Source organism: Plantactinospora sp. KBS50, assembly GCF_002285795.1.
In the GTDB taxonomy this organism is placed as follows: Bacteria; Actinomycetota; Actinomycetes; order Mycobacteriales; family Micromonosporaceae; genus KBS50.
Map to the genome: position 1 here is coordinate 6,611,088 of NZ_CP022961.1, position 18,536 is coordinate 6,629,623.

The following is an 18,536-nucleotide window of genomic DNA, read 5'->3' on the forward strand; positions in this document are numbered from 1 at the left end:
CCACAGCCTGTGGATAGCACATGTGTACGACCTTGCTCGGCGGGTGGCCGGGCCCGGCGGTGCCCGGGTCACGTTCATGGCGCGACGGTCAGCAGCGCCGTCACCGCAGCGGCCCGGGACCGCACGCCGAGCGTGCGGAAGATGACGTCCAGGTGCTTGCGTACGGTGCTCTCGCCGACGCCGATGCGCCGCGCGATCTGACTGTTGGTCAGTCCCTCGTGCAGCAGCATGGCGACCTCGGCCTGGCGCGGCGTCAGGCCGAGAACCTCGATGCTCAGCCGCGCTCGATCGGCGAGGGTGACGAGCCGGTGGAGATGGATCAGGTGCTCCCGCAGCTCGGTGACGAGCGCGCGTTCCTCGCCCGTGAAGGGCGAGCCGTCCCGGTTGACCGACACTCCCACGACAACGCCGAGCGGCGCCGGGACCTCGAACGCGATCTGGCTCCTGATGCCGAGCGGCTCGTAGAAGGTGCGGTACAGCGGTGTGTCGGTGAACGCGCCCGCGGGGTCCACGTCATCCCACGTCGTCGGTGGCCCCTCGCCCCACTCGGCGAAGGCGCGCAGCACCGGATGGTCGGTCATGTGCTTCTCGAACGGCGGCTTGAACTCCGCCCACCACTCGGGCGTCGGGTCCGGATAGATAAATGCGACTGCCTTCGGAGCCGTCGGGTTGAGCTCGTTGTACGAGGTACTGACGCACGGCATCAGGTCGTAGAGCTCGCGCGTCACGGTCTCGCCGAAGGCGTCGAGCGTCCGTACGGAACTGATCCGTTTCAGAGTGCGCAGGAGCGCTTCGTCATAGGTCGCCATCGCGGGTGACGGTAGACACCGAATCTCAAGGAACCGACAAAGGGGCCCGCAGGAATTTGATCTTCCTGGCGTTTACCGTGGCGGTTTCCGCGGCACCCCCTGGGTCGAATGACCCATGGGATCGGGGTCGCCGACCGGCCTATGTTGACGATCATGTTGCGTGCGACCACCGTGCTCTTCGCGGTCGTTCTCCTGGCGGGCTGTAGCGGCGGGTCGGCGGATCCCGCCGCGGCTCCGCCCGCCCGGACGACTGCCGCGAACCCCATCGAGAACTCCGCCGCCGGCGGCTCCAACGCCGCGGCCGAATCGGGAGATGACGTCTGCACCCTCGCGGTTGCGGCATTCAACGGCGATGCGATCGATGACCTCAAAAAGGGGGAAATCGACTCCGCCATCGCGGCATACGACAATTTGGCAGCTCACTCGCCCCCGGAGATTGCCGAGGACGCGACGGTTGTCCGCGACGGACTGGCCTCAATTCGTGACGCACTGGACGACTCCGGCCTCGATGACGAGGACATCGGCGCGTTCCTCAGCGGCGACGCGAATGCGATCTCGGGTCTGAAGGCCGACGATCTCGCCGCGCTGCAGCGGGTCGGACGGGACCTCACGACGTTCATCACCAGCAGCGACTACGTGGCCGCCGCGCAGAACCTCGTCAACTACTACTCGGAGCACTGCACGCGATGACGATTCCCACCCGAACGGTCCGCAATATCGGCCTGGTCGCCGCGGCGCTCGGCCTGGGGGTTGTCCTCGCCGGCTGTGGCGGCGGGGAGGAAGCCATCGACGCCGGATCGGACACCGTCCCGGCCGCCGACCGGACCGAGCCGTCGGCCGCCGCGGCGGCCAGCCCTTCGGGCGCGGACGATTCCGCATCCGCCGACCGTGGAGCCAGCAGCGCCGACGTGCCCGACCCGCAGGCATTCTGCGACCGGCTGGACCTCGCCAAGCTCGCCGGGCTGGTCGGCTACGACAGCCTCACCGTGGAGAAGGCCGGCTCTCCGAACGGCCTCCACTGGATCAAGTGCAGCCTGGAAGGTCCAAAGGACCGCTACGGCCTGGGCGAGCAGGTCGGCGTCTACTTCGACCGGGTGGGCAACCTCGACACCTTCATGGAACAGGGTCTGAAGGTGTACGGCGACCCGTTCACCTACTCCACCCGCGCCTTCATCCGGCGCGAGCACGCCACCGCGATGTTCGTCCAGACGCATGCCCTCGAAGCCGACGGCTCGTCCGACGGGGTGAGCGTGGAGTGGACCTCGGTCGACAAGCTCCCGATCAGCGACGCCCAGCTCACCAAGCTGTTGGACTACCTCCGGGAGGTTCTCGGGACCTGGCAGAGCTGAGCTGGGGGAACGGCGACCCGTCCGGAGCGCGTACCGGGGGACGCCGAACCAGGCAGACCCGATCCCACTCCTTGATGCGGATCCGGGTCAGGGCGTGTCCCGTGGATCTCGGGGGTGGATCCGCGGGACACGCCCGAACTGGGCCTTGGGCCGTGTCCCGCGGCCTAGAGGTACATCCCGGTCCGGTGGCCGCCCTCGCGTTCCTGGGGCTTGTCCCCCTCACCGAAGAACCGCTTGCCGCCGAACTCGCCGAGCAGCCGGTCGTCCAGTTCGTCGGCCAGCCCCGTCATCACCTGGACGGCGAGCATCAGGTGGGTGGGCTGGAAGTTGCGCCCGAACACCGGGATCGAGGCCCAGACGGTGTCGTTGGTGCAGTACAGCCGGCCGATCGGCATCCGGTTGGTCAGCTCCGACAACTTCACGTAGAGCCGTTCGGTCGGTTCGACCTCGGTCAGCACCGGGGAGAACACGTCCACCAACGGCGGGTTGTCGCGAACCCGGACGAACACCATCGCGGAGCCGGCCCGGATGCTGATGTCACCGTCCGAGTCGAGCTGGAGCTGTTCCGGGTTCGAGCGCAGCATCGTGGAGATCACCGTGCGGACCCGCTCGTCGAGGCCGAGGACCTCCTCTTCGCCGGACTCCGCCTCCGCCGCGGCGAGCGCCGTGGCCAGTTCCTGATCGTCCTGCCGGTCCACGGCGATCTCCGACCGGGCCGGGCCGAGCGGTTCGACCGGGATCGGTTCGTCGTCGCTGTCCCGGACCAGGTAGACGAGGAAGGCCGGATGCGGCGCTCCATACACGTCGCGGAGGGTCCGCGCCACGATCGTGGAAACCCGGTTGGCCTCTCCCCGGCTGCTGGTCAGCCCGAAATGATCGCCCGATCCCGCCACCACCCCGGGCGGGGACCAGCCGAGCGCCACCATGTCCGCCACGGCCGCCCGGTTGAGCCGGTAGCCCTCGGGCAGCATGGTGTTGCCGACCGCCCGCCCGACGATGCGGTCCTGCTCGCCCAGTTCCAGGGCCACCGAGTAGACGGCGTGACCCGTTCCGGACGCCGTGGGGTCCAGCGTGAGTTCGAGCTGGGTGCCCGCGGGCACCGCTCGCAGCGCACCGGCGAGCGCTCGGGCGAATTCCTGCCACGCATCGGTCACCTTCGCCCGCAGGTCGGCGGTGGTGGGCTCGTCGAGCAGGATCGAATCCGGCGCCCCGGCCGCATCCGACCCGGTCATCCCGCCGCCGGCCGGTGAGGGATGGTCTGCTGTCATGATCGCCTCCGTCCGTCTGGCACACCCTAGGCGATGGCGCCGCCGGGGGTGACGTGCCGGACTCCAAGCCGACAGCCGCTCCGCCATCGGCGCCACCGATGCCGGCGTCCGCTCAGCCGGGACCAGGGTCGCGGTCCGGCCAGCCCCGGGCCAGCCGGCTGAGCCGCTCGGCCGCCTCGTCCGGATCGGCCCCGCGCCCCACGGCCAGGCCCAACAGGTACGCGGTGACCGGCGCGCCCGGCCGCAGCACATTGTGCGCAACGTCCCGGGCCAGGTCGAGGACGAGCTGCGGGCGTACCTGCGTGGTCGACAGCCCCAACTCGCCGCCGGCCGCCGCCACCCACTCATCCATGGTCGTCATCGAGCCACTCCTCGGCGCGCCGGACATCCGCCTCAGTGTCGCAGTCGAACCACGGCGGCGGACCGTCGGTCGGCCCGGTCACCTCCCGCACGGCGAGCCCGTCGAACAGTGCGCGCACGGACGCACCCGCCAGCGAGCCACCGCGGCTGCGGGCCAGGCTGTCGAGCGCCCTGCGCAGCGACGCGGTCCACCACATCCCGCACAGCGACTGCCGGCGACCGGCGCCGTCCAGGTAGCAGGCACCGTCGGCGTGACCGGCGCCCCCGGCGTGACCGGCACCGTCCGCGTAACCGGCACCGTCCGCGTGACCGGCACCGTCCGCGTGACCGGAGGCCGGTCCGCCGGCGGACCGCAGCTCGCGCCGGAGCAGGGCCACGGCCTCGGGGGTGAGCAGCGGGAGGTCCGCCGCGAGCACGGCCACCTCGCGGACGGCGGCCAGCTCGGGCAGCGCCAACCCGGCTGCGAGCGCCGCGACCGGACCGCCGCCGGGCGGGTCCTCGCGGGTGACCAGTACGCCGGCCGGCAGGTCGGTGGACGGGCCCACCACGATCCGCGGTGCCGCGTCCGCCACGGCGGCCAGCACCCGGTCCCGCATGCCCCGACCGGCGACCGGCACGGCGGGCTTGCCCGCCCCGCGCAACCGCCGACCGGAGCCGCCGGCCAGGATCACCGCCGCGTATCCGCCCATGCCGGTCACCGTAGCGGCCGAAGCCGTTGCGCTGGCCACCCCGCTGGCATCCCGCTGGCCGGGCTTACCGTCTCGCCATCCGACCCCATCCGCCTCCCTGCCCCGTTGATCAAGCGTCGGGCACGGGCGCGGAAGATGTGCGCGATCCCGGCCGGTGCCCGGTGCCCGGGCACGACCCGCCCCCGCATCGGGCCGCGCAGGCCGGGCAGGCCGGGCAGGCCGCGTTCCCGCGGAGCGGGCGGTCCGCCGGGCAGCGGGGCAGGATGGCCCCATGGGACGCGCCAGTGACCGCCGCAGCATCGTGCGGATCGACCTGTCGGCGCCGGACCGGGACGCCCCGATCGCGGTACGCCGGCCGGACTCGCTCGCCGGGGAGGAACCGCTGGAGATCCGGGTCGGTCCCGCCGGTCCCGGCCGGCGCCGCCCGCTGGCGGTGACCATGCGGACGCCCGGCGACGAGCTGGATCTGGCGATCGGGTTCCTGCTGACCGAGGGTCTGATCCGGTCGGCGCGGGACGTGGCCACCGCCCAGCTCTGCGCCGGGGACAACGCCCCGAACACGTACAACGTGGTGGACGTGGTGCTCGCACCCGGCGTCCCGGAGCCGTCGACCGGAATGGACCGGGCGTTCTACACCACGAGTTCGTGCGGGGTCTGCGGCAAGGCGAGCATCGACGCGGTGCGGACCCGCTCCCCGTACGAGGTCGCCGGCGACCCGGTCACGGTGGCGGCGGCGACACTGGTGACGCTGCCGGACCGGCTCCGTTCGGCCCAGCGCACCTTCGAGCGCACCGGCGGGCTGCACGCCGCCGGGCTGTTCACCGCCGACGGTGATCCGGTGGCGGTCCGCGAGGATGTCGGCCGGCACAACGCGGTGGACAAGCTGATCGGCTGGGCGGCCCGGCAGGACCGGCTGCCGCTGACCGGGCACGTCCTGCTGGTCTCGGGTCGGGCCAGCTTCGAGCTGACCCAGAAGGCGTGGATGGCCGGGATCCCGGTGCTGGCCGCCGTTTCCGCGCCGAGCACGCTCGCCGCCGAACTTGCCGGCGCCGCCGGGCTGACGCTTGTCGGCTTCCTGCGGGGTCAGACCATGAACGTCTACGCCGGCGCCGAGCGGATCGCCCACTGACGGGACGTCGCGGCCTCATCGCCGGCCGGTCGGGTCGGCGGGCGCGGGGTCGGCGGCCGTCGGATCGGCCGGCGCCGGCTCGGTGTCCGGCATCGACGGCGGTACGCCGGCCCGCAGCGCCTCGTCGATCAACAGTGCCGCCGGCGAGCCGGGATCCACCGCCAGCGCCCGTTCCACGGCGATCACGGCCAGGGCGCCCTGCCCGGCCTGCCAGGCCGCGTACGCCAGCAGCGTCGCAGGTGGTCCGGTGAGCCGGGTCGGCACCCGGCGCAGCACGTCCGTCCAGAGCGCGACCTGGTCGGCGTCGACCCGCCGCCACGCCTGTTCCTGCACCGGCGCTCGGCTGAGCAGCACCCCGAGCCAGGTCACCTCGTCGTCGGTGAGCCGCCCGCCCGTCCGGTACCGGGTGGGCGCGGACCGCAGCGCCAGGGCTCCGGCCGAGCGCAGCGCGCGAGCCCGCGCCGTACGCACCGCCCGGGCCCGCGCGGCCCGCGAGTCGCCGACCCGCGTCCGCCGGGACGCCACCGGCGCGTCGGGCGCCGGATCGGTCAGCACGGCGGTGGCGGCGTCCACCAGCAGCGTGTTGAGCCGCTTGCTGGCGCGGGTGGCGGCCCGGCGCAGCGCCACCCGCTCGGCCCCGCCGGCCGGCGCCAACTGCCGTTCGAGTGCCCGCCGGTCCGGCAGGGCCACCTGGCCGGCGAAGATCGCCGCCGCGGCCACCGGGCTGGCGTACGCGTCGAACGGCACGCCGTCCGGCGGGCAGCACGCCGGGTTGCCGCACAGGTAGGACCAGTAGCGGTCGCCGGTGACCCGGAGCAGGTCGAGCACCCGCAGTTCGTGCCGGCGCGCGGCGTCCCGCACCGCGTCGATCACCGGGGTCACCCGCTCGGCCGGCCCGTAGCCGAGCACCGTGACGGCCTCGACCTTCTGCCGCCGGACGACCTTGATGACCTCCCGCACCGTGCCCTGCGCGTCGGGAGCCGGAGCCGGCCCGGCGGCGCCGGCGGACCCGGCCGCCGGATCCGCCCGGTCGACGGGACCGCCCGGTGGGCCGGCGCCTTCGACGTCACCCGTACCGGCGTTGTCCGCCGGGGCCGCGCCGCCGGCGGCCGGCGGTCCACCCACCGGATCGGAGCGGCCCGGCGCTGGCGGCAGGTCGACCCGGGCCGCGAAGGCGACCCGGGAGCCGCGCAGGGCGACCACCACCAGGCTCTCCGACGGGTGGAAGCCGAGCAGGAAGGGGACGGCGGCGATGAGGTCCGCCGGCGAGCGGACCATGAGCGGAGGAGGTTCGCAGGATGGCATGCGGGCAGCGTGCCGAACCGCCCCGGCCCGGCGCGACGGGCGGCGCGCCGGCCTGTGGATGACACGCGCGTTGTCCACAGCCACGCTGGGTAATCGCCCTGGTCAGCGCGATTCCCGCCCGTCAGCGATCCTGAAATCGGTGGTCCGGAAAGTCGACCCCCGGTCCACCGGCCGGCGCACGGACGACCGCGGGACGACGCGCGGACAACCCCGTAACCGGCCGCCCGTCAGACCCGGAACCGCAACCCGTGCAGATCCAGCTCGGCCGCCTCGTCGGCCGGCCGCCCGGCCAGGTCGAGGGTGAGCTGTACGGCGGAGAGCACGTCGTACCCGGCGCCGTGCAGGCAGCGCAACGCGTCGACGTTGCGGGCGTCCGGTGTCACCGTGAGCCGGCGCATCCCCCGCCGGCGTGCCTGGTCGGCGACGTGCGCCAGCAGGTCGCGGCCGACTCCGGCGCCGCGCAGCGGCTCGGCCACCACGACCGGCTCGACCCGCCCGGCACGGCCGTCCAGGATCAGACCGACGAAGCCCACCACCCCGTGATCCGGATGGTCGGCGACCCACACCCCGGACAGGTCCAGCCGGGTCAGGTACTCCTCGAAGTCACCCGGATCCGGACCGCTGCCACCGGGATAGAGCGACCGGCGCCGGTCCACCAGCTCGGACCAGAGCCGGCGGCCTGCACCATGATCGGCGGGACGGTACGGCCGGACAGTGGTGGTGGTCATGGTTCATCCTTACCCCGGGACGGCCCGCCGGCCAGCCACCCGGCCGGTTGGCCCCCGGTGTGTCACCAATACCCCGCCCGCGGCGATACGGTGCCCGGATGGATCTGGCCTACCTGCGGGCGCACCCGGGGCAGCTTCCCACCTTCCTCACCCACCAGCGGATCCGCGAGACACCGGTGTCCGGCGGGGACATCTGTACGGCGTCCCGGCTCACCCTGGACGACGGCACCTCCATCTTCGCGAAGACCTGGCCGGAGTCGGCGGCCACGCCCGTACCGGAGGGCTTCTTCGCGGCCGAGGCGGCGGGGCTGCGTTGGCTGGCCGAACCGGCGGCGGTGCCGATACCGGAGGTGCTGGCGTCGCTGGACGGGATGCTCGCCTTGGAGTGGGTCGAGCCCGGGACCGCCACGGGCGCCGCCGCGGAGCGGTTCGGCCGGGACCTGGCCGCGCTGCACCGGGCCGGCGCGCCGGCCTTCGGCGCGGACTGGCCGGGGTACGTCGGCGCGTTGCCGCAGGACAACACCCCGTCGGACGGGCCGTGGGCGGAGTGGTTCGGGCGCACCCGGCTGGCGCCGTACCTGCGCCGGTCGGTGGAGAACGGCGCGCTCGGCGCCGGCGACGCCGGCATCGTGGAGCGGGTGATCGGCCGGCTCGACGGGTACGGCGGTGCCGAGCCGCCCGCCCGGGTGCACGGTGACCTGTGGCCGGGCAACGTGCTGTGGTCCGCGCACGGCCGGGCGTACCTGGTGGACCCGGCCGCGCACGGCGGTCACCGGGAGACCGACCTGGCCCAGCTCGCGCTCTTCGGCGGCAGCCCGTTCCTGGACCGTACGCTGGCCGCCTACCAGGAGGTGTGGCCGCTGGCCGACGGCTGGCGGCACCGCGTACCGGTGCACCAGCTCCACCTCATGCTGGTGCACACCGCGCTGTTCGGCGCGGCCTACCGGGAGTCGGTGCTGGCGGTCGCCCGCGCGGCTTTGTCGGTGTGACGCGCTACGGTCGACCCGTGAGCGTCCCGGACCGTCCAGCCGCCGATCCGCCGCGCGCGGCCGCGCCCGGCGCCGGCCCGCTCGTGGACCGCTACGGCCGGGTCGCCACCGATCTGCGGGTGTCGCTGACCGACCGGTGCAACCTGCGCTGCACGTACTGCATGCCCGCCGAGGGCCTGCCCTGGCTGCCCCGGGCCGACGTGCTCACCGACGACGAGGTGTTCCGGCTGGTCCGGATCGCCGTGCAGCGTCTCGGCGTGACCGAGGTGCGGTTCACCGGCGGCGAGCCGCTGATCCGGCCGGGCCTGGTGGAGATCGTGCGCCGGGCCGGCGAGCTGCGGCCCCGGCCGGCGCTGTCGCTGACCACCAACGGGCTCGGTCTGGACCGGCTGGCCCGGCCGCTGCGGGAGGCCGGCCTGGATCGGGTGAACGTCTCGCTCGACACGGTCGATCCGGACCGCTACACGGCGCTGACCCGGCGGAACCGGCTGCCCGACGTGCTGGCCGGGCTCGCCGCGGCGACCGGGGCCGGACTGCGCCCCGTGAAGATCAACTCCGTGCTGATGCGCGGGGTGAACGAGGACGAGGCGCCGCGGCTGCTGCACTTCGCCCTCCAGCACGGCTACCAGCTGCGGTTCATCGAGCAGATGCCGCTGGACGCGCAGCACGGTTGGGATCGGCGGACCATGGTGACGGCCGGGGAGATCCTGACCGCCCTGCGCGCCGCGGTGACGCTGCGGCCGGATCCCGTCGACCGGGGCGGCGCCCCGGCCGAAACCTGGCTGGTCGACGGGTACGTCGACGCGGCCGGCCGGCCGGCCCGGGTGGGGGTGATCGGCAGCGTCACCCGGCCGTTCTGCGGCGACTGCGACCGCACCCGGCTCACCGCGGACGGGCAGGTCCGCAACTGCCTCTTCGCCACCGAGGAGTCGGACCTGCGGGCCGCGCTGCGCGGCGGCGCCGACGACGCCGAGTTGGCCGACCGGTGGCGGGCGGCGATGCTGGCCAAGCGGGCCGGCCACGGCATCGACGACCCGAGTTTCCTTCAGCCGGTCCGGCCGATGTCGGCGATCGGCGGCTGACCGCGTGTCGATCACCGTGCGCTACTTCGCCGGCGCCCGCGCGGCCGCCGGCCGCGCCGAGGAGGCCCTGCCGGCGGTCGGTTGCCTGGACGACCTGGTGGCCGAGCTGCGCGACCGGCACGGCGAAACGCTCGGCGCCGTCCTGGCCGTGTCCAGCTTCCTGGTCGACGGCCTGGCCTGGCACGACCGCCGGAACCCGATCCCCTCCGGGGCAACCGTCGACGTTCTGCCACCGTTCGCCGGCGGCTGAGCGACGATGGCCGTCGTGTTCGCTCTGCTGGTCGTCCTGCTGGTGGCGGGGTCGATCCACGGGTACCTCTGGCTACGCCTGGTCCACGACACCACCACGTCGGTGCGGTTGCGGTGGATCGGCGCAGCCGCCGCGGTGCTGCTCTGCCTGCTGATCCCGGCCACCGTGGCCGGCAGCAACGCCGGCCTGTACTGGTTGGCCTGGCCGGGCTACCTGTGGCTGGCGCTGATGTTCTACCTCATGCTGGTCCTGCTGGCGCTCGAACTTCCCGCCCTTCTCGCCCGGCTGGCGCTGCGCCGCGCGGCCCGCCGGAAGGCGGGCGACCAGGCGTCGGCTCAGGTCGCGCCGGCGCAGCGGGCGCCGTCGGCGGTCGGTCCGGGGCGGCCCGCCGGGCCCGGCTCGGCTACACCGGCCGCGCTCGGGCCGCCCGGGCCGCTCGGGCCGCCCGGATCGCTCGGGCCGCCGGCCGCGGCAGCGGGCGAAGCGCCGGACCCGACCGACCCGGACCACCCGGCGCGGCGCGGCCAGCCCGACCCGGCGGACGCCGGCACCGACCACGACCCGCGCCGCCGGTTGCTGCTGGCCCGCAGCGCCGCCATCGTGGCCGGCCTCGCCGCCGCCGGAATCACCGGATACGGGGTACGCGTGGCGACCGGGCCGCCGCGGCTGGACCGGGTGCGGATCGGCCTGGCCAGACTGCCCCGCCGGATGGACGGCCTGCGCATCGCCACGGTGTCCGACATCCACCTCGGGCCGCTGGCCGGCCGCGCGCACGCGGAGCGGATCGTCGCCCTGATCAACCAGGTGGACGCCGATCTGGTGGCCGTGGTCGGTGACCTGGTGGACGGCTCGGTCGCCGAACTCGGCCCGGCCGCCGAACCGCTCCGGGGGATCCGCTCCCGGTACGGCGGCTACTTCGTCACCGGCAATCACGAGTACTACGCCGGGGTGTCCGAGTGGGTCGCCGAGGTGGACCGGCTCGGCCTGCGGGTGCTCCAGAACGCCCGGCAGGAGATCGTCACCCCGGGCGGCGTGCTGGACCTGGCCGGGGTCAACGACGTGTCCGCCCGGGGCACCGGCGTGGCGGCCGGGCCGGACTTCGACGCGGCGCTCGGCGGGCGGGACCCGTCCCGACCGGTGGTGCTGCTCGCGCACCAGCCCGTCGCGGTGCACGAGGCGGCGCGCCGCGGCGTGGACCTGCAACTGTCCGGTCACACCCACGGCGGCCAGGTGTGGCCGTTCGACTACGTCGTCCGGCTGCAACAACCGGTCGTCTCCGGGCACGCCACCGTCGACGGAACCCAGCTGTACGTCACCAACGGCGCCGGATTCTGGGGTCCGCCCGTCCGGGTCGGCGCCCCGCCGCAGGTGACCCTCGTGGAGTTGCGGAGCACATAGCGCAGCTCACCCCGCCGCGTGGCGAAACACGCCGGTGGATCGGCCCATGACAGGATGCGGCGTGCTTCCGTTTCCAGCCGCCGCCGAAAGTGGCGCTTCCGTAGGCACCCCGTACGTCGCCGACCTGCACATCCACTCGCGATACTCCCGCGCGTGCAGCCGCGATCTCTCGCTGCCCACCCTCGGCTGGTGGGCCCGGCGCAAGGGGATCACGCTGCTCGGCACCGGTGACTTCACCCACCCGGCCTGGCTGGCCCACCTGCGCGACAGCCTGGTGCCGGCCGAACCGGGCCTGTACCGGTTGGACCCGGAGACCGAGCGGGACATCGCCCGCCGGCTGCCGCCCCGGCTGGCCGGCACCACCGGGGACACCGCCGTGCGGTTCATGTTGAGCGTCGAGATCTCCACCATCTACAAGCGGGACGACCGGACCCGCAAGGTGCACCACCTGATCTACCTGCCGGACCTGGACGCCGTCGAGCGCTTCAACACGGCACTCGGCCGGATCGGCAACCTGGCCTCGGACGGCCGGCCCATCCTCGGGCTCGACTCGCGGGACCTGCTGGAGATCACCCTCACCGCCAGCCCGGACGGCTTTCTCGTGCCGGCGCACATCTGGACGCCGTGGTTCTCGGCGCTGGGCTCCAAGTCGGGCTTCGACGCCATCGCGGACTGCTACGCCGACCTGGCCGAGCACATCTTCGCGGTGGAGACCGGGCTCTCCTCCGACCCGGCGATGAACTGGCGGGTGTCCGGCCTGGACCGCTACCGGCTGGTGTCCAACTCGGATGCCCACTCGCCGCCCGCGCTGGCCCGGGAGGCGACCGTGCTGGACACCGGGCTGGACTACTTCGCGCTCCGGGAGGCGCTGCGCACCGGCACCGGGCTGCACTCGACCATCGAGTTCTTTCCGGAGGAGGGCAAGTACCACGCCGACGGGCACCGGGCGTGCGGGGTGAACTGGCCGCCGGAGCGGACCCGGCAGGCCGGCGGCCGCTGCCCGGAGTGCGGCAGGCCGCTCACCGTCGGGGTGCTCAGCCGGGTCGAGGACCTGGCCGACCGGCCCGAGGGCTACCGCCCGCAGGGCGCGCCCGCGGTCACCCACCTGGTGCCGCTGGCCGAGATCCTCGGCGAGATCGAGGGCGTGGGCGCGAAGTCGAAGACGGTGGCCGGCCAGCTCAACACGCTGGTCGCGGCGCTCGGTCCGGAGTTGGAGATCCTCACCCGGGCGCCGCTGGAGGACGTCCGGACCGCCGGCGGGCAGCGGCTGGCCGAGGCCATCGCGCGGCTGCGCCGCGGCCAGGTGCACCGGGTGCCGGGCTACGACGGCGAGTACGGGGTGATCCGGCTGTTCGCCCCGGGCGAGTTGGGCGGCGGCGCCGGTGGTCAGCCGGACGCGCTGTTCGACGTACCGGAGATCCCGCCGGCACCGGCGCGGCGCGAGCGGCCCGCGGCGGTGCCCGCGCAGCGCCGCCGTCCCCGGCCGGCGCCCGCCGCCGCGGCCGCACCACCCCCGCCGATCGCGCCGCCCCCGTCACCGCACGAACCGTTCGAGCCGATGCTCGCCGGAATGGAGGAGGTGGGCACCGGCCTGCTCGACCGGCTGGACGCCATGCAGCGGGTGGCCGCCTCGGCCCCCGGCGGGCCGATGCTGATCGTGGCCGGCCCCGGCACCGGCAAGACCCGGACGCTCACCCACCGCATCGCGTACCTCTGTGCGGAGTTGAACGTCTTTCCGGAACGATGCCTGGCGATCACCTTCACCCGCCGGGCCGCGGAGGAGCTGCGGGCCCGGCTGGACGGCCTGCTCGGCCCGGTCGCCGAGGACGTCACGGTGGCCACCTTCCACTCGCTCGGGCTGCGGATTCTGCGCGAGAACGCCGCCGCCGCCGGGCTGCCGGCGGGGTTCCGGATCGCCGACGACGCGGAGCGGGTCGAGCTGCGCGCCGAGGCCGGCGAGGATCCGGCGGCGTACGTGAAGCTGCTGCGCGCCCGGGACCTGGTCGATCTCGACGAGCTGGTCGAGCTGCCGGTCCGGCTGCTCGCGGACGATCCGGAGCTGGTCCGGCAGTACCGGCGGCGCTGGTCGTGGGTCTTCGTGGACGAGTACCAGGACGTCGACGCCACCCAGTACGAGCTGCTGCGGCTGCTCAGCCCCGCCGACGGCAACCTCTGCGCGATCGGCGATCCCGATCAGGCGATCTACTCGTTCCGGGGCGCCGACGTCGGCTACTTCCTGCGGTTCTCGCAGGACTTCACCGACGCCCGGCTGGTCCGGCTGACCCGCAACTACCGGTCCTCGGCGCCGATCCTGGCCGCCGCCGTGCAGGCCATCGCGCCGACGTCGCTGGTCCGCGGGCGGCGGCTGGACCCGGCCCGGCTCGATCCGGAGGCGCCGCTGGTCGGCCGGTATCCCGCGGCGTCCGTCGCGGACGAGGCCGATTTCGTGGTACGCACCATCGACGAGCTGGTGGGCGGCCTCTCGCACCGGTCCCTGGACTCGGGCCGGGTGGACGGGCGCATCGGCCACCCCGGATCCGTCTCGTTCGCCGACATCGCCGTGCTGTACCGGACCGACGCCCAGGCCGCGCCCGTGATCGACGCGCTGCACCGGGCCGGCGTACCGGTGCAGAAGCGCTCGCACAACCGGCTGCGCAACCGGGCCGGGGTGGCGGCCATCGCCGCCGAGTTGCGGAACGACGGCGGGCCGGGCGGTGCGCTGGTGGACCGGCTGCGACACGCCGGCCGGGTGCTCGCCGAACGGTTCGCCACGCCGATGCTCGACGCGGCGGGTGGCACCGGGCCGGAGGACATCTGGTCGGCGGTCGAGTTGTTGACGCCGCTCGCCGTGCGCTGCGGCGACGACCTGCCGGCCCTGCTCACGGCGCTGGCCACCGGCGCCGAGGTGGACGCCCTGGACCCGCGGGCCGAGGCCGTCACGCTGCTCACCCTGCACGCGGCGAAGGGCCTGGAGTTCCCGGTGGTGTTCCTGGTCGGCTGCGAGGACGGGCTGCTGCCGCTGCGGCTGCCCGGCTCCACGCCGGGCGAGGACGAGGTGGCCGAGGAGCGCCGGCTGTTCTTCGTGGGGATGACGAGGGCGCAGGACCGGCTCTACCTGAGTTCGGTGCGCCGGCGCACGCGGCACGGTCGGGAACGGGAGTGCGAGCCCACGCCGTTCCTGGCGGCCATCGATCCCGGCCTGTTCGAGCGGTTCGGCTCGGAACAGCCACGCCGACCCCGGGACCGGCAGCTCCGCCTGCTGTGACACCGGCCCGCTCGCCCTCGGCACCGCATCTGACCAGGGCGTTCGGCCGGCGGCGACGGTGTGTGACCGCGCCGCTCGCCGGCCCGGGGCGGTACCTGCGGTAACGCGCCGGCCGCGCTACGGTGACCAGGCGGTGACCGGGCTACGGTGACCCGGGTGCCGGTGGTCATCGGGCCGGCGCCGCAGTTTGACGGTTCTGACCCGACTTCCGCAGGAGCGTGTCATGTCCAACTACGGACCGCCGGGCGGCCCGGAACCGTGGCCGGGTCGGCGACCGGGCGACCCGGAGCCGGCCCCGGAGCACCGCGCCGCGCCGGACGGCGGCTACGAACCGGGGCGTGCGGGCAGGCCGGACGGCGGCGCCGACTTCCGGATCCCGCCCTGGTCGGCCGACTCGGGCGGGTACCCGTCGGCGGGGTCGGGGGGCGAGCCGTACCAGGGCGGCTACCGTCCCGGATACGGCCAGGATTCCGGCTACGGGCAGAACCCGGGTTACGGCCAGGGCTCCGGGTACGGCCAGAACTCGGGCTATGGCCAGGGCTCCGGGTACGGCCCGGCCCAGGGGTACGGCACCACCCAGCGGTACGACCCGGGCCAGGCGACGGGGTTGCCGCAGTGGTCGCGCAACAGCCCGGAGCCGGAACCGCCGCGCCGCCGGCTCGCCGTGGTCGTCCTGCTGTCGGTGCTGGTGCTGCTGGTCGTGGGCGGCGCGGGCGCCGCGTACTACCTGCGCAACCGGGACGGCGGGGACACCCTGCCGACCGCCGGAACGGTCACCGGGACGCCGGAGCCGACCGGGTCCGCCGGGCCGGACGCCCAGGACGGCACGCCCGCCCCGGAATCCTCGTCGGACGCGCGGTTCGTCGAGGTCGGCCAGTGTGTCCGCAACGACGGCGAGGCCGGCGACAAGCCGCGGTTGACCATCACCGACTGCGCGCCGCAGACCTACGAGGTGCTGCGCCGGGTGGACGGCGCCACCACCGGCAAGAGCGACGCGCTGGCGAAGTGCGCGAAGGTCGAGGGCTACACCGACTGGTACTTCTTCGACAGCGAACTCGACACGCTGGACTTCGTGCTCTGCCTCAAGCAGCGCTGACCACGACGATCGTCGACAGAAAACTAGGGTTGTCTAGCCGATCGGCTAGACAACCCTAGTTTTCTGTCGACGGCCGGGCGCGACACGCCATCGGCTCCTCTACGGCAATCTACCGTTCCCGCTAGAACCCCCGATACGGTACGACAATGGATCCGGTCCGGAACCCCTACGCCCCCGGTGCCGGTCAGCGCCCTCCGGAGCTGGCCGGTCGCCACCGCGAACTGGACGTCTTCGACGTCGTACTGGAACGCATCGCCCGGGGTCGGCCCGAGCGCAGCCTGATGCTCACCGGCCTGCGCGGCGTCGGAAAGACCGTGCTGCTCAACACGCTGCGCTCGCAGGCCATCGGGCGGCTCTGGGGCACCGGCAAGATCGAGGCGCGACCCGACCAGTCACTGCGCCGCCCGGTGGCGGCCGCCCTGCACATGGCCGTGCGGGAACTGGCCCCGCACCACCGCGCGCCGGACCGGATCGACGAGTTCCTCGGCGTACTCAAGGCGTTCGCGCTGCGCGGCGACCCGCCGCCGGCCGGCCGGAAGGCCGCCGCCCCACGGCTGCGGGACCGCTGGCAGCCGGGCATCGACGTGCCGGCCGCGACCGGCCGGGCCGATTCCGGCGACATCGAGATCGACCTCGTGGAGCTGCTCACCGACGCCGCGAGCGTGGCCAGCGACGTCGGCACGGGCATCGCGATCTTCATCGACGAGATGCAGGACCTCGGCCCGGAGGACGTCTCCGGGCTCTGCGCCGCCTGCCACGAGCTGTCGCAGCTCGGCTCGCCGCTCATCGTGGTGGGCGCCGGCCTGCCGCACCTGCCGGCCGTGCTCTCGGCCGCCAAGTCGTACTCCGAGCGGTTGTTCCGCTACCAGCGCATCGACCGGCTGGACCGGATCGCCGCCGACCAGGCGCTGTGCGCGCCGGCCGAGCGCGAGGAGGTCGAGTACGAGCCGAAGGCGCTCGACCTGCTGTACGAGAAGTCGGGCGGATACCCGTACTTCGTGCAGGCGTACGGCAAGGCCACCTGGGACCATGCGCCGCGGTCGCCGATCAGCCCGTCCGACGTGCGGGTGGCCGCCCCGGAGGCCGAGGCGGAACTGGCGGTTGGCTTCTTCGGCTCGCGGTTCGAGCGGGCCACCCCCGCCGAACGGGAGTACATGCGCGCCATGGCCGCCCTGTCGTACGTCGAGAGCGAGGCGGGCGGCGATCCGGCGGGCCGCCACTCCGGCGACGACATGGACGCGGCGGTGCCGACCGCCGAGATCGCCCGGTCGCTGGGGCGCAAGCCGGCGAGCCTCTCACCGGCCCGGGACGCGCTCATCAAGAAGGGGCTGATCTACTCGGGCGAGCGCGGCACGGTGGCCTTCACGGTGCCGCACTTCGGCCGGTACCTGCGGACGCAGCCGGCCTGACCCCGGTCGCGATCGGCCCGGCGCGGCTCAGACCAGTGACCAGGGTGCCGGGAAGGTCACCTCGCCGGCCGGCGGAACCGGCCCCTCGCCGGGCGGAGCCGCGGCGTTCCCGGCCGGTGCCGCGGCGTTTCCCGCCGGCGGGACCGGCCCGTCGCCCGCGGCCGGGGACGCGGTGGGCGCTGCGGACGCCGGGCCGGCGACCGCCGGCAGGAGCAGCGCCTGCCACGGATCGCCCAGCCCGGACCAGGGGCTGGTCAATCCCAGCCGCGCGGCGGGGAAGAAGCCGAACCGGCGGTAGTACGCCGGGCTGCCGAGCACCACGACCAGACGCTCGCCCAGCTCGGTGGCCGCCGCCAGGGCGGCCTGCACGACATCGCTGCCGTACCCGAGCCGTTGCCGGTCGGGGCGTACCGCCACCGGGCCGAGGCACAGCGCGGGAAATCGCGCGGGATCGACCCGAACCCTGGTGAGCAGGGCGTAGCCGACGATCTCCCCGCCGGCCTCGGCCACCATGGACAGCTCGGGCAGCCAGGCGTCGTCCGCGCGGAGCGCGTCGACCAGCCGGACCTCGGCCGGGACCCGGGCGTCGGGGTGCGCGAAGGCGGCCGCGAGCAGCCGCCGGACCGCAGGAGCGTCCGACGGCTGCTCGGGCCGCAGCCGCACAACCGTCATGGCAGGCGACGCTACCCCTCCGGCGCCTCCCCGGGGGGCCAAGCCGGGCCGTACGCCCCGGCGGAGACGGGCATCGTTGCCCGGTGCGGTCGTTGTACGGGTAAAGCGCACGGCCGCGGGGTATGACTGACACATGAGACCCGTACGCGGCATCGCTCGCGCCATGCTCAGTGGCATCTTCGTGATAAACGGGGCCCGGTCCGTGGTCAACCCGCAGCCGTTCGTGGGACGGGCGCGCAAAATCACCGACCGGGTCGGTCCGGCGCTGGAACGCATCGATCCACGGTTGCCGTCCGATGCCGAGAGCCTCGTCCGGGTCAACGGCGCCGTGCAGTTGACCGCCGGCCTGTTGCTGGCCACCGGGCATCTGGCCCGGCCGGCGGCGGCCGCGTTGGTCGGCTCGCTCGTGCCGACCACGCTCTCCGGGCACGCGTACTGGACGATCGACGACCCGGCCGAACGGAAGGCACAGAAGATCCAGTTCCTGAAGAACCTCGGGATGTGCGGCGGCCTGCTGCTGGCGGCGGTCGACACCGAGGGCCGGCCGGGCCTGCGTTGGCGGACCAGCCGGGCGATGCTGGACGGACGCCGGTCGGTACGCCGGGGCGGCCGGTCGGTACGCCGGGCCGTGCACAGCGCCCGGCGGGACGCCCGGATCGCGGTGCGCTCCGCGGCGGCGGCCCGGCGGCTGCCGGGCTGATTCAGCCTCCGGCACCGCATCTGGCCAGGATTTACCAG

General features: G+C 74.1%; 17 protein-coding genes and 1 pseudogene. 11 read left to right on the forward strand and 7 right to left on the reverse strand.

Features of this window, described 5'->3' with window-relative positions; all coding sequences use genetic code 11:
* Window positions 1–74: 74 nt before the first annotated feature.
* A complete protein-coding gene (locus CIK06_RS28665; RefSeq protein ID WP_095567397.1) occupies window positions 75–809 on the reverse strand; it encodes a helix-turn-helix transcriptional regulator in 735 nt (244 codons plus the stop codon).
* A 153-nt stretch (window positions 810–962) separates the two neighbouring features.
* On the opposite strand from CIK06_RS28665, the gene CIK06_RS28670 reads away from it, so the two are divergent.
* Window positions 963–1,499: a hypothetical protein gene (locus CIK06_RS28670; protein WP_157756989.1), complete on the forward strand. Its 537-nt coding sequence runs from the start codon at window positions 963–965 to the stop codon at window positions 1,497–1,499.
* A complete protein-coding gene (locus CIK06_RS28675) occupies window positions 1,496–2,158 on the forward strand; it encodes a hypothetical protein (protein WP_095567399.1) in 663 nt (220 codons plus the stop codon). Before CIK06_RS28670 ends, CIK06_RS28675 begins: the two co-directional genes overlap by 4 nt.
* A gap of 164 nt (window positions 2,159–2,322) precedes the next feature.
* Here CIK06_RS28675 and CIK06_RS28680 read toward each other — a convergent pair whose 3' ends face one another.
* The 3 genes from CIK06_RS28680 to CIK06_RS28690 all read right to left on the reverse strand — a co-directional run bounded on the left by CIK06_RS28680 (window position 2,323) and on the right by CIK06_RS28690 (window position 4,475).
* On the reverse strand, window positions 2,323–3,426 hold the full coding sequence (locus CIK06_RS28680; protein ID WP_095567400.1) for a hypothetical protein: 1,104 nt from the start codon (window positions 3,424–3,426) through the stop codon (window positions 2,323–2,325).
* A gap of 112 nt (window positions 3,427–3,538) precedes the next feature.
* Complete coding sequence (locus CIK06_RS28685; RefSeq protein ID WP_095567401.1) at window positions 3,539–3,787, reverse strand: DUF6457 domain-containing protein; 249 nt, start codon at window positions 3,785–3,787, stop codon at window positions 3,539–3,541.
* Window positions 3,771–4,475 (reverse strand): molybdenum cofactor guanylyltransferase, encoded by a 705-nt coding sequence (locus CIK06_RS28690; protein ID WP_095568224.1) that lies wholly within the window; start codon window positions 4,473–4,475, stop codon window positions 3,771–3,773. Before CIK06_RS28690 ends, CIK06_RS28685 begins: the two co-directional genes overlap by 17 nt.
* A gap of 271 nt (window positions 4,476–4,746) precedes the next feature.
* Between CIK06_RS28690 and fdhD the strand changes: the two genes are divergently transcribed.
* Window positions 4,747–5,604, forward strand: coding sequence for a formate dehydrogenase accessory sulfurtransferase FdhD (fdhD, locus tag CIK06_RS28695; RefSeq protein ID WP_095567402.1), 858 nt, complete (start codon window positions 4,747–4,749; stop codon window positions 5,602–5,604).
* A 15-nt stretch (window positions 5,605–5,619) separates the two neighbouring features.
* Here fdhD and CIK06_RS28700 read toward each other — a convergent pair whose 3' ends face one another.
* A complete protein-coding gene (locus CIK06_RS28700) occupies window positions 5,620–6,882 on the reverse strand; it encodes a DUF4192 domain-containing protein (RefSeq protein ID WP_157756990.1) in 1,263 nt (420 codons plus the stop codon).
* 254 nt (window positions 6,883–7,136) lie between these two features.
* On the reverse strand, window positions 7,137–7,637 hold the full coding sequence (locus tag CIK06_RS28705) for a GNAT family N-acetyltransferase (protein ID WP_095567404.1): 501 nt from the start codon (window positions 7,635–7,637) through the stop codon (window positions 7,137–7,139).
* A 98-nt stretch (window positions 7,638–7,735) separates the two neighbouring features.
* Between CIK06_RS28705 and CIK06_RS28710 the strand changes: the two genes are divergently transcribed.
* The 7 genes from CIK06_RS28710 to CIK06_RS28740 all read left to right on the forward strand — a co-directional run bounded on the left by CIK06_RS28710 (window position 7,736) and on the right by CIK06_RS28740 (window position 17,126).
* A complete protein-coding gene (locus tag CIK06_RS28710; RefSeq protein ID WP_095567405.1) occupies window positions 7,736–8,626 on the forward strand; it encodes a fructosamine kinase family protein in 891 nt (296 codons plus the stop codon).
* A gap of 17 nt (window positions 8,627–8,643) precedes the next feature.
* The gene (moaA, locus tag CIK06_RS28715; RefSeq protein ID WP_095567406.1) at window positions 8,644–9,708 is read left to right on the forward strand and encodes a GTP 3',8-cyclase MoaA; all 1,065 of its coding nucleotides are present in this window, start codon (window positions 8,644–8,646) and stop codon (window positions 9,706–9,708) included.
* Between the two features lie 4 nt (window positions 9,709–9,712).
* A complete protein-coding gene (locus CIK06_RS28720) occupies window positions 9,713–9,958 on the forward strand; it encodes a MoaD/ThiS family protein (protein ID WP_095567407.1) in 246 nt (81 codons plus the stop codon).
* A gap of 6 nt (window positions 9,959–9,964) precedes the next feature.
* On the forward strand, window positions 9,965–11,356 hold the full coding sequence (locus tag CIK06_RS28725; protein ID WP_095567408.1) for a metallophosphoesterase: 1,392 nt from the start codon (window positions 9,965–9,967) through the stop codon (window positions 11,354–11,356).
* Between the two features lie 46 nt (window positions 11,357–11,402).
* Window positions 11,403–14,621 carry a UvrD-helicase domain-containing protein gene (locus tag CIK06_RS28730; RefSeq protein ID WP_095567409.1) on the forward strand — a complete coding sequence of 1,073 codons (3,219 nt, stop codon included), beginning with the start codon at window positions 11,403–11,405 and terminating at the stop codon, window positions 14,619–14,621.
* A gap of 607 nt (window positions 14,622–15,228) precedes the next feature.
* Window positions 15,229–15,717: a hypothetical protein gene (locus tag CIK06_RS28735; protein ID WP_095568225.1), complete on the forward strand. Its 489-nt coding sequence runs from the start codon at window positions 15,229–15,231 to the stop codon at window positions 15,715–15,717.
* 146 nt (window positions 15,718–15,863) lie between these two features.
* Window positions 15,864–17,126 carry an ATP-binding protein gene (locus CIK06_RS28740; RefSeq protein WP_095567410.1) on the forward strand — a complete coding sequence of 421 codons (1,263 nt, stop codon included), beginning with the start codon at window positions 15,864–15,866 and terminating at the stop codon, window positions 17,124–17,126.
* A 180-nt stretch (window positions 17,127–17,306) separates the two neighbouring features.
* Here the strand turns inward: CIK06_RS28740 and CIK06_RS28745 are convergent.
* A pseudogene (locus tag CIK06_RS28745) lies at window positions 17,307–17,798 on the reverse strand (GNAT family N-acetyltransferase); the annotation flags it as partial.
* Window positions 17,799–17,931: 133 nt separating this feature from the next.
* Here CIK06_RS28745 and CIK06_RS28750 point away from each other — a divergent pair.
* Window positions 17,932–18,498 carry a DoxX family protein gene (locus tag CIK06_RS28750; RefSeq protein WP_095567412.1) on the forward strand — a complete coding sequence of 189 codons (567 nt, stop codon included), beginning with the start codon at window positions 17,932–17,934 and terminating at the stop codon, window positions 18,496–18,498.
* The last annotated feature ends 38 nt before the right edge of the window (window positions 18,499–18,536 follow it).

Bases quoted from the DNA above. Each gene is read 5' to 3' on its own strand.
- CIK06_RS28740 (WP_095567410.1), top strand. From the start codon at position 15,864: ATGGATCCGGTCCGGAACCCCTACGCCCCCGGTGCCGGTCAGCGCCCT.
- CIK06_RS28710 (WP_095567405.1), top strand. From the start codon at position 7,736: ATGGATCTGGCCTACCTGCGGGCGCACCCGGGGCAGCTTCCCACCTTC.
- CIK06_RS28705 (WP_095567404.1), bottom strand. From the start codon at position 7,637: ATGACCACCACCACTGTCCGGCCGTACCGTCCCGCCGATCATGGTGCA.
- CIK06_RS28725 (WP_095567408.1), top strand. From the start codon at position 9,965: ATGGCCGTCGTGTTCGCTCTGCTGGTCGTCCTGCTGGTGGCGGGGTCG.
- CIK06_RS28700 (WP_157756990.1), bottom strand. From the start codon at position 6,882: ATGGTCCGCTCGCCGGCGGACCTCATCGCCGCCGTCCCCTTCCTGCTC.
- CIK06_RS28675 (WP_095567399.1), top strand. From the start codon at position 1,496: ATGACGATTCCCACCCGAACGGTCCGCAATATCGGCCTGGTCGCCGCG.
- fdhD (WP_095567402.1), top strand. From the start codon at position 4,747: ATGGGACGCGCCAGTGACCGCCGCAGCATCGTGCGGATCGACCTGTCG.
- CIK06_RS28680 (WP_095567400.1), bottom strand. From the start codon at position 3,426: ATGACAGCAGACCATCCCTCACCGGCCGGCGGCGGGATGACCGGGTCG.
- CIK06_RS28750 (WP_095567412.1), top strand. From the start codon at position 17,932: ATGAGACCCGTACGCGGCATCGCTCGCGCCATGCTCAGTGGCATCTTC.
- CIK06_RS28690 (WP_095568224.1), bottom strand. From the start codon at position 4,475: ATGGGCGGATACGCGGCGGTGATCCTGGCCGGCGGCTCCGGTCGGCGG.
- CIK06_RS28730 (WP_095567409.1), top strand. From the start codon at position 11,403: ATGACAGGATGCGGCGTGCTTCCGTTTCCAGCCGCCGCCGAAAGTGGC.
- CIK06_RS28665 (WP_095567397.1), bottom strand. From the start codon at position 809: ATGGCGACCTATGACGAAGCGCTCCTGCGCACTCTGAAACGGATCAGT.
- CIK06_RS28685 (WP_095567401.1), bottom strand. From the start codon at position 3,787: ATGACGACCATGGATGAGTGGGTGGCGGCGGCCGGCGGCGAGTTGGGG.
- CIK06_RS28670 (WP_157756989.1), top strand. From the start codon at position 963: ATGTTGCGTGCGACCACCGTGCTCTTCGCGGTCGTTCTCCTGGCGGGC.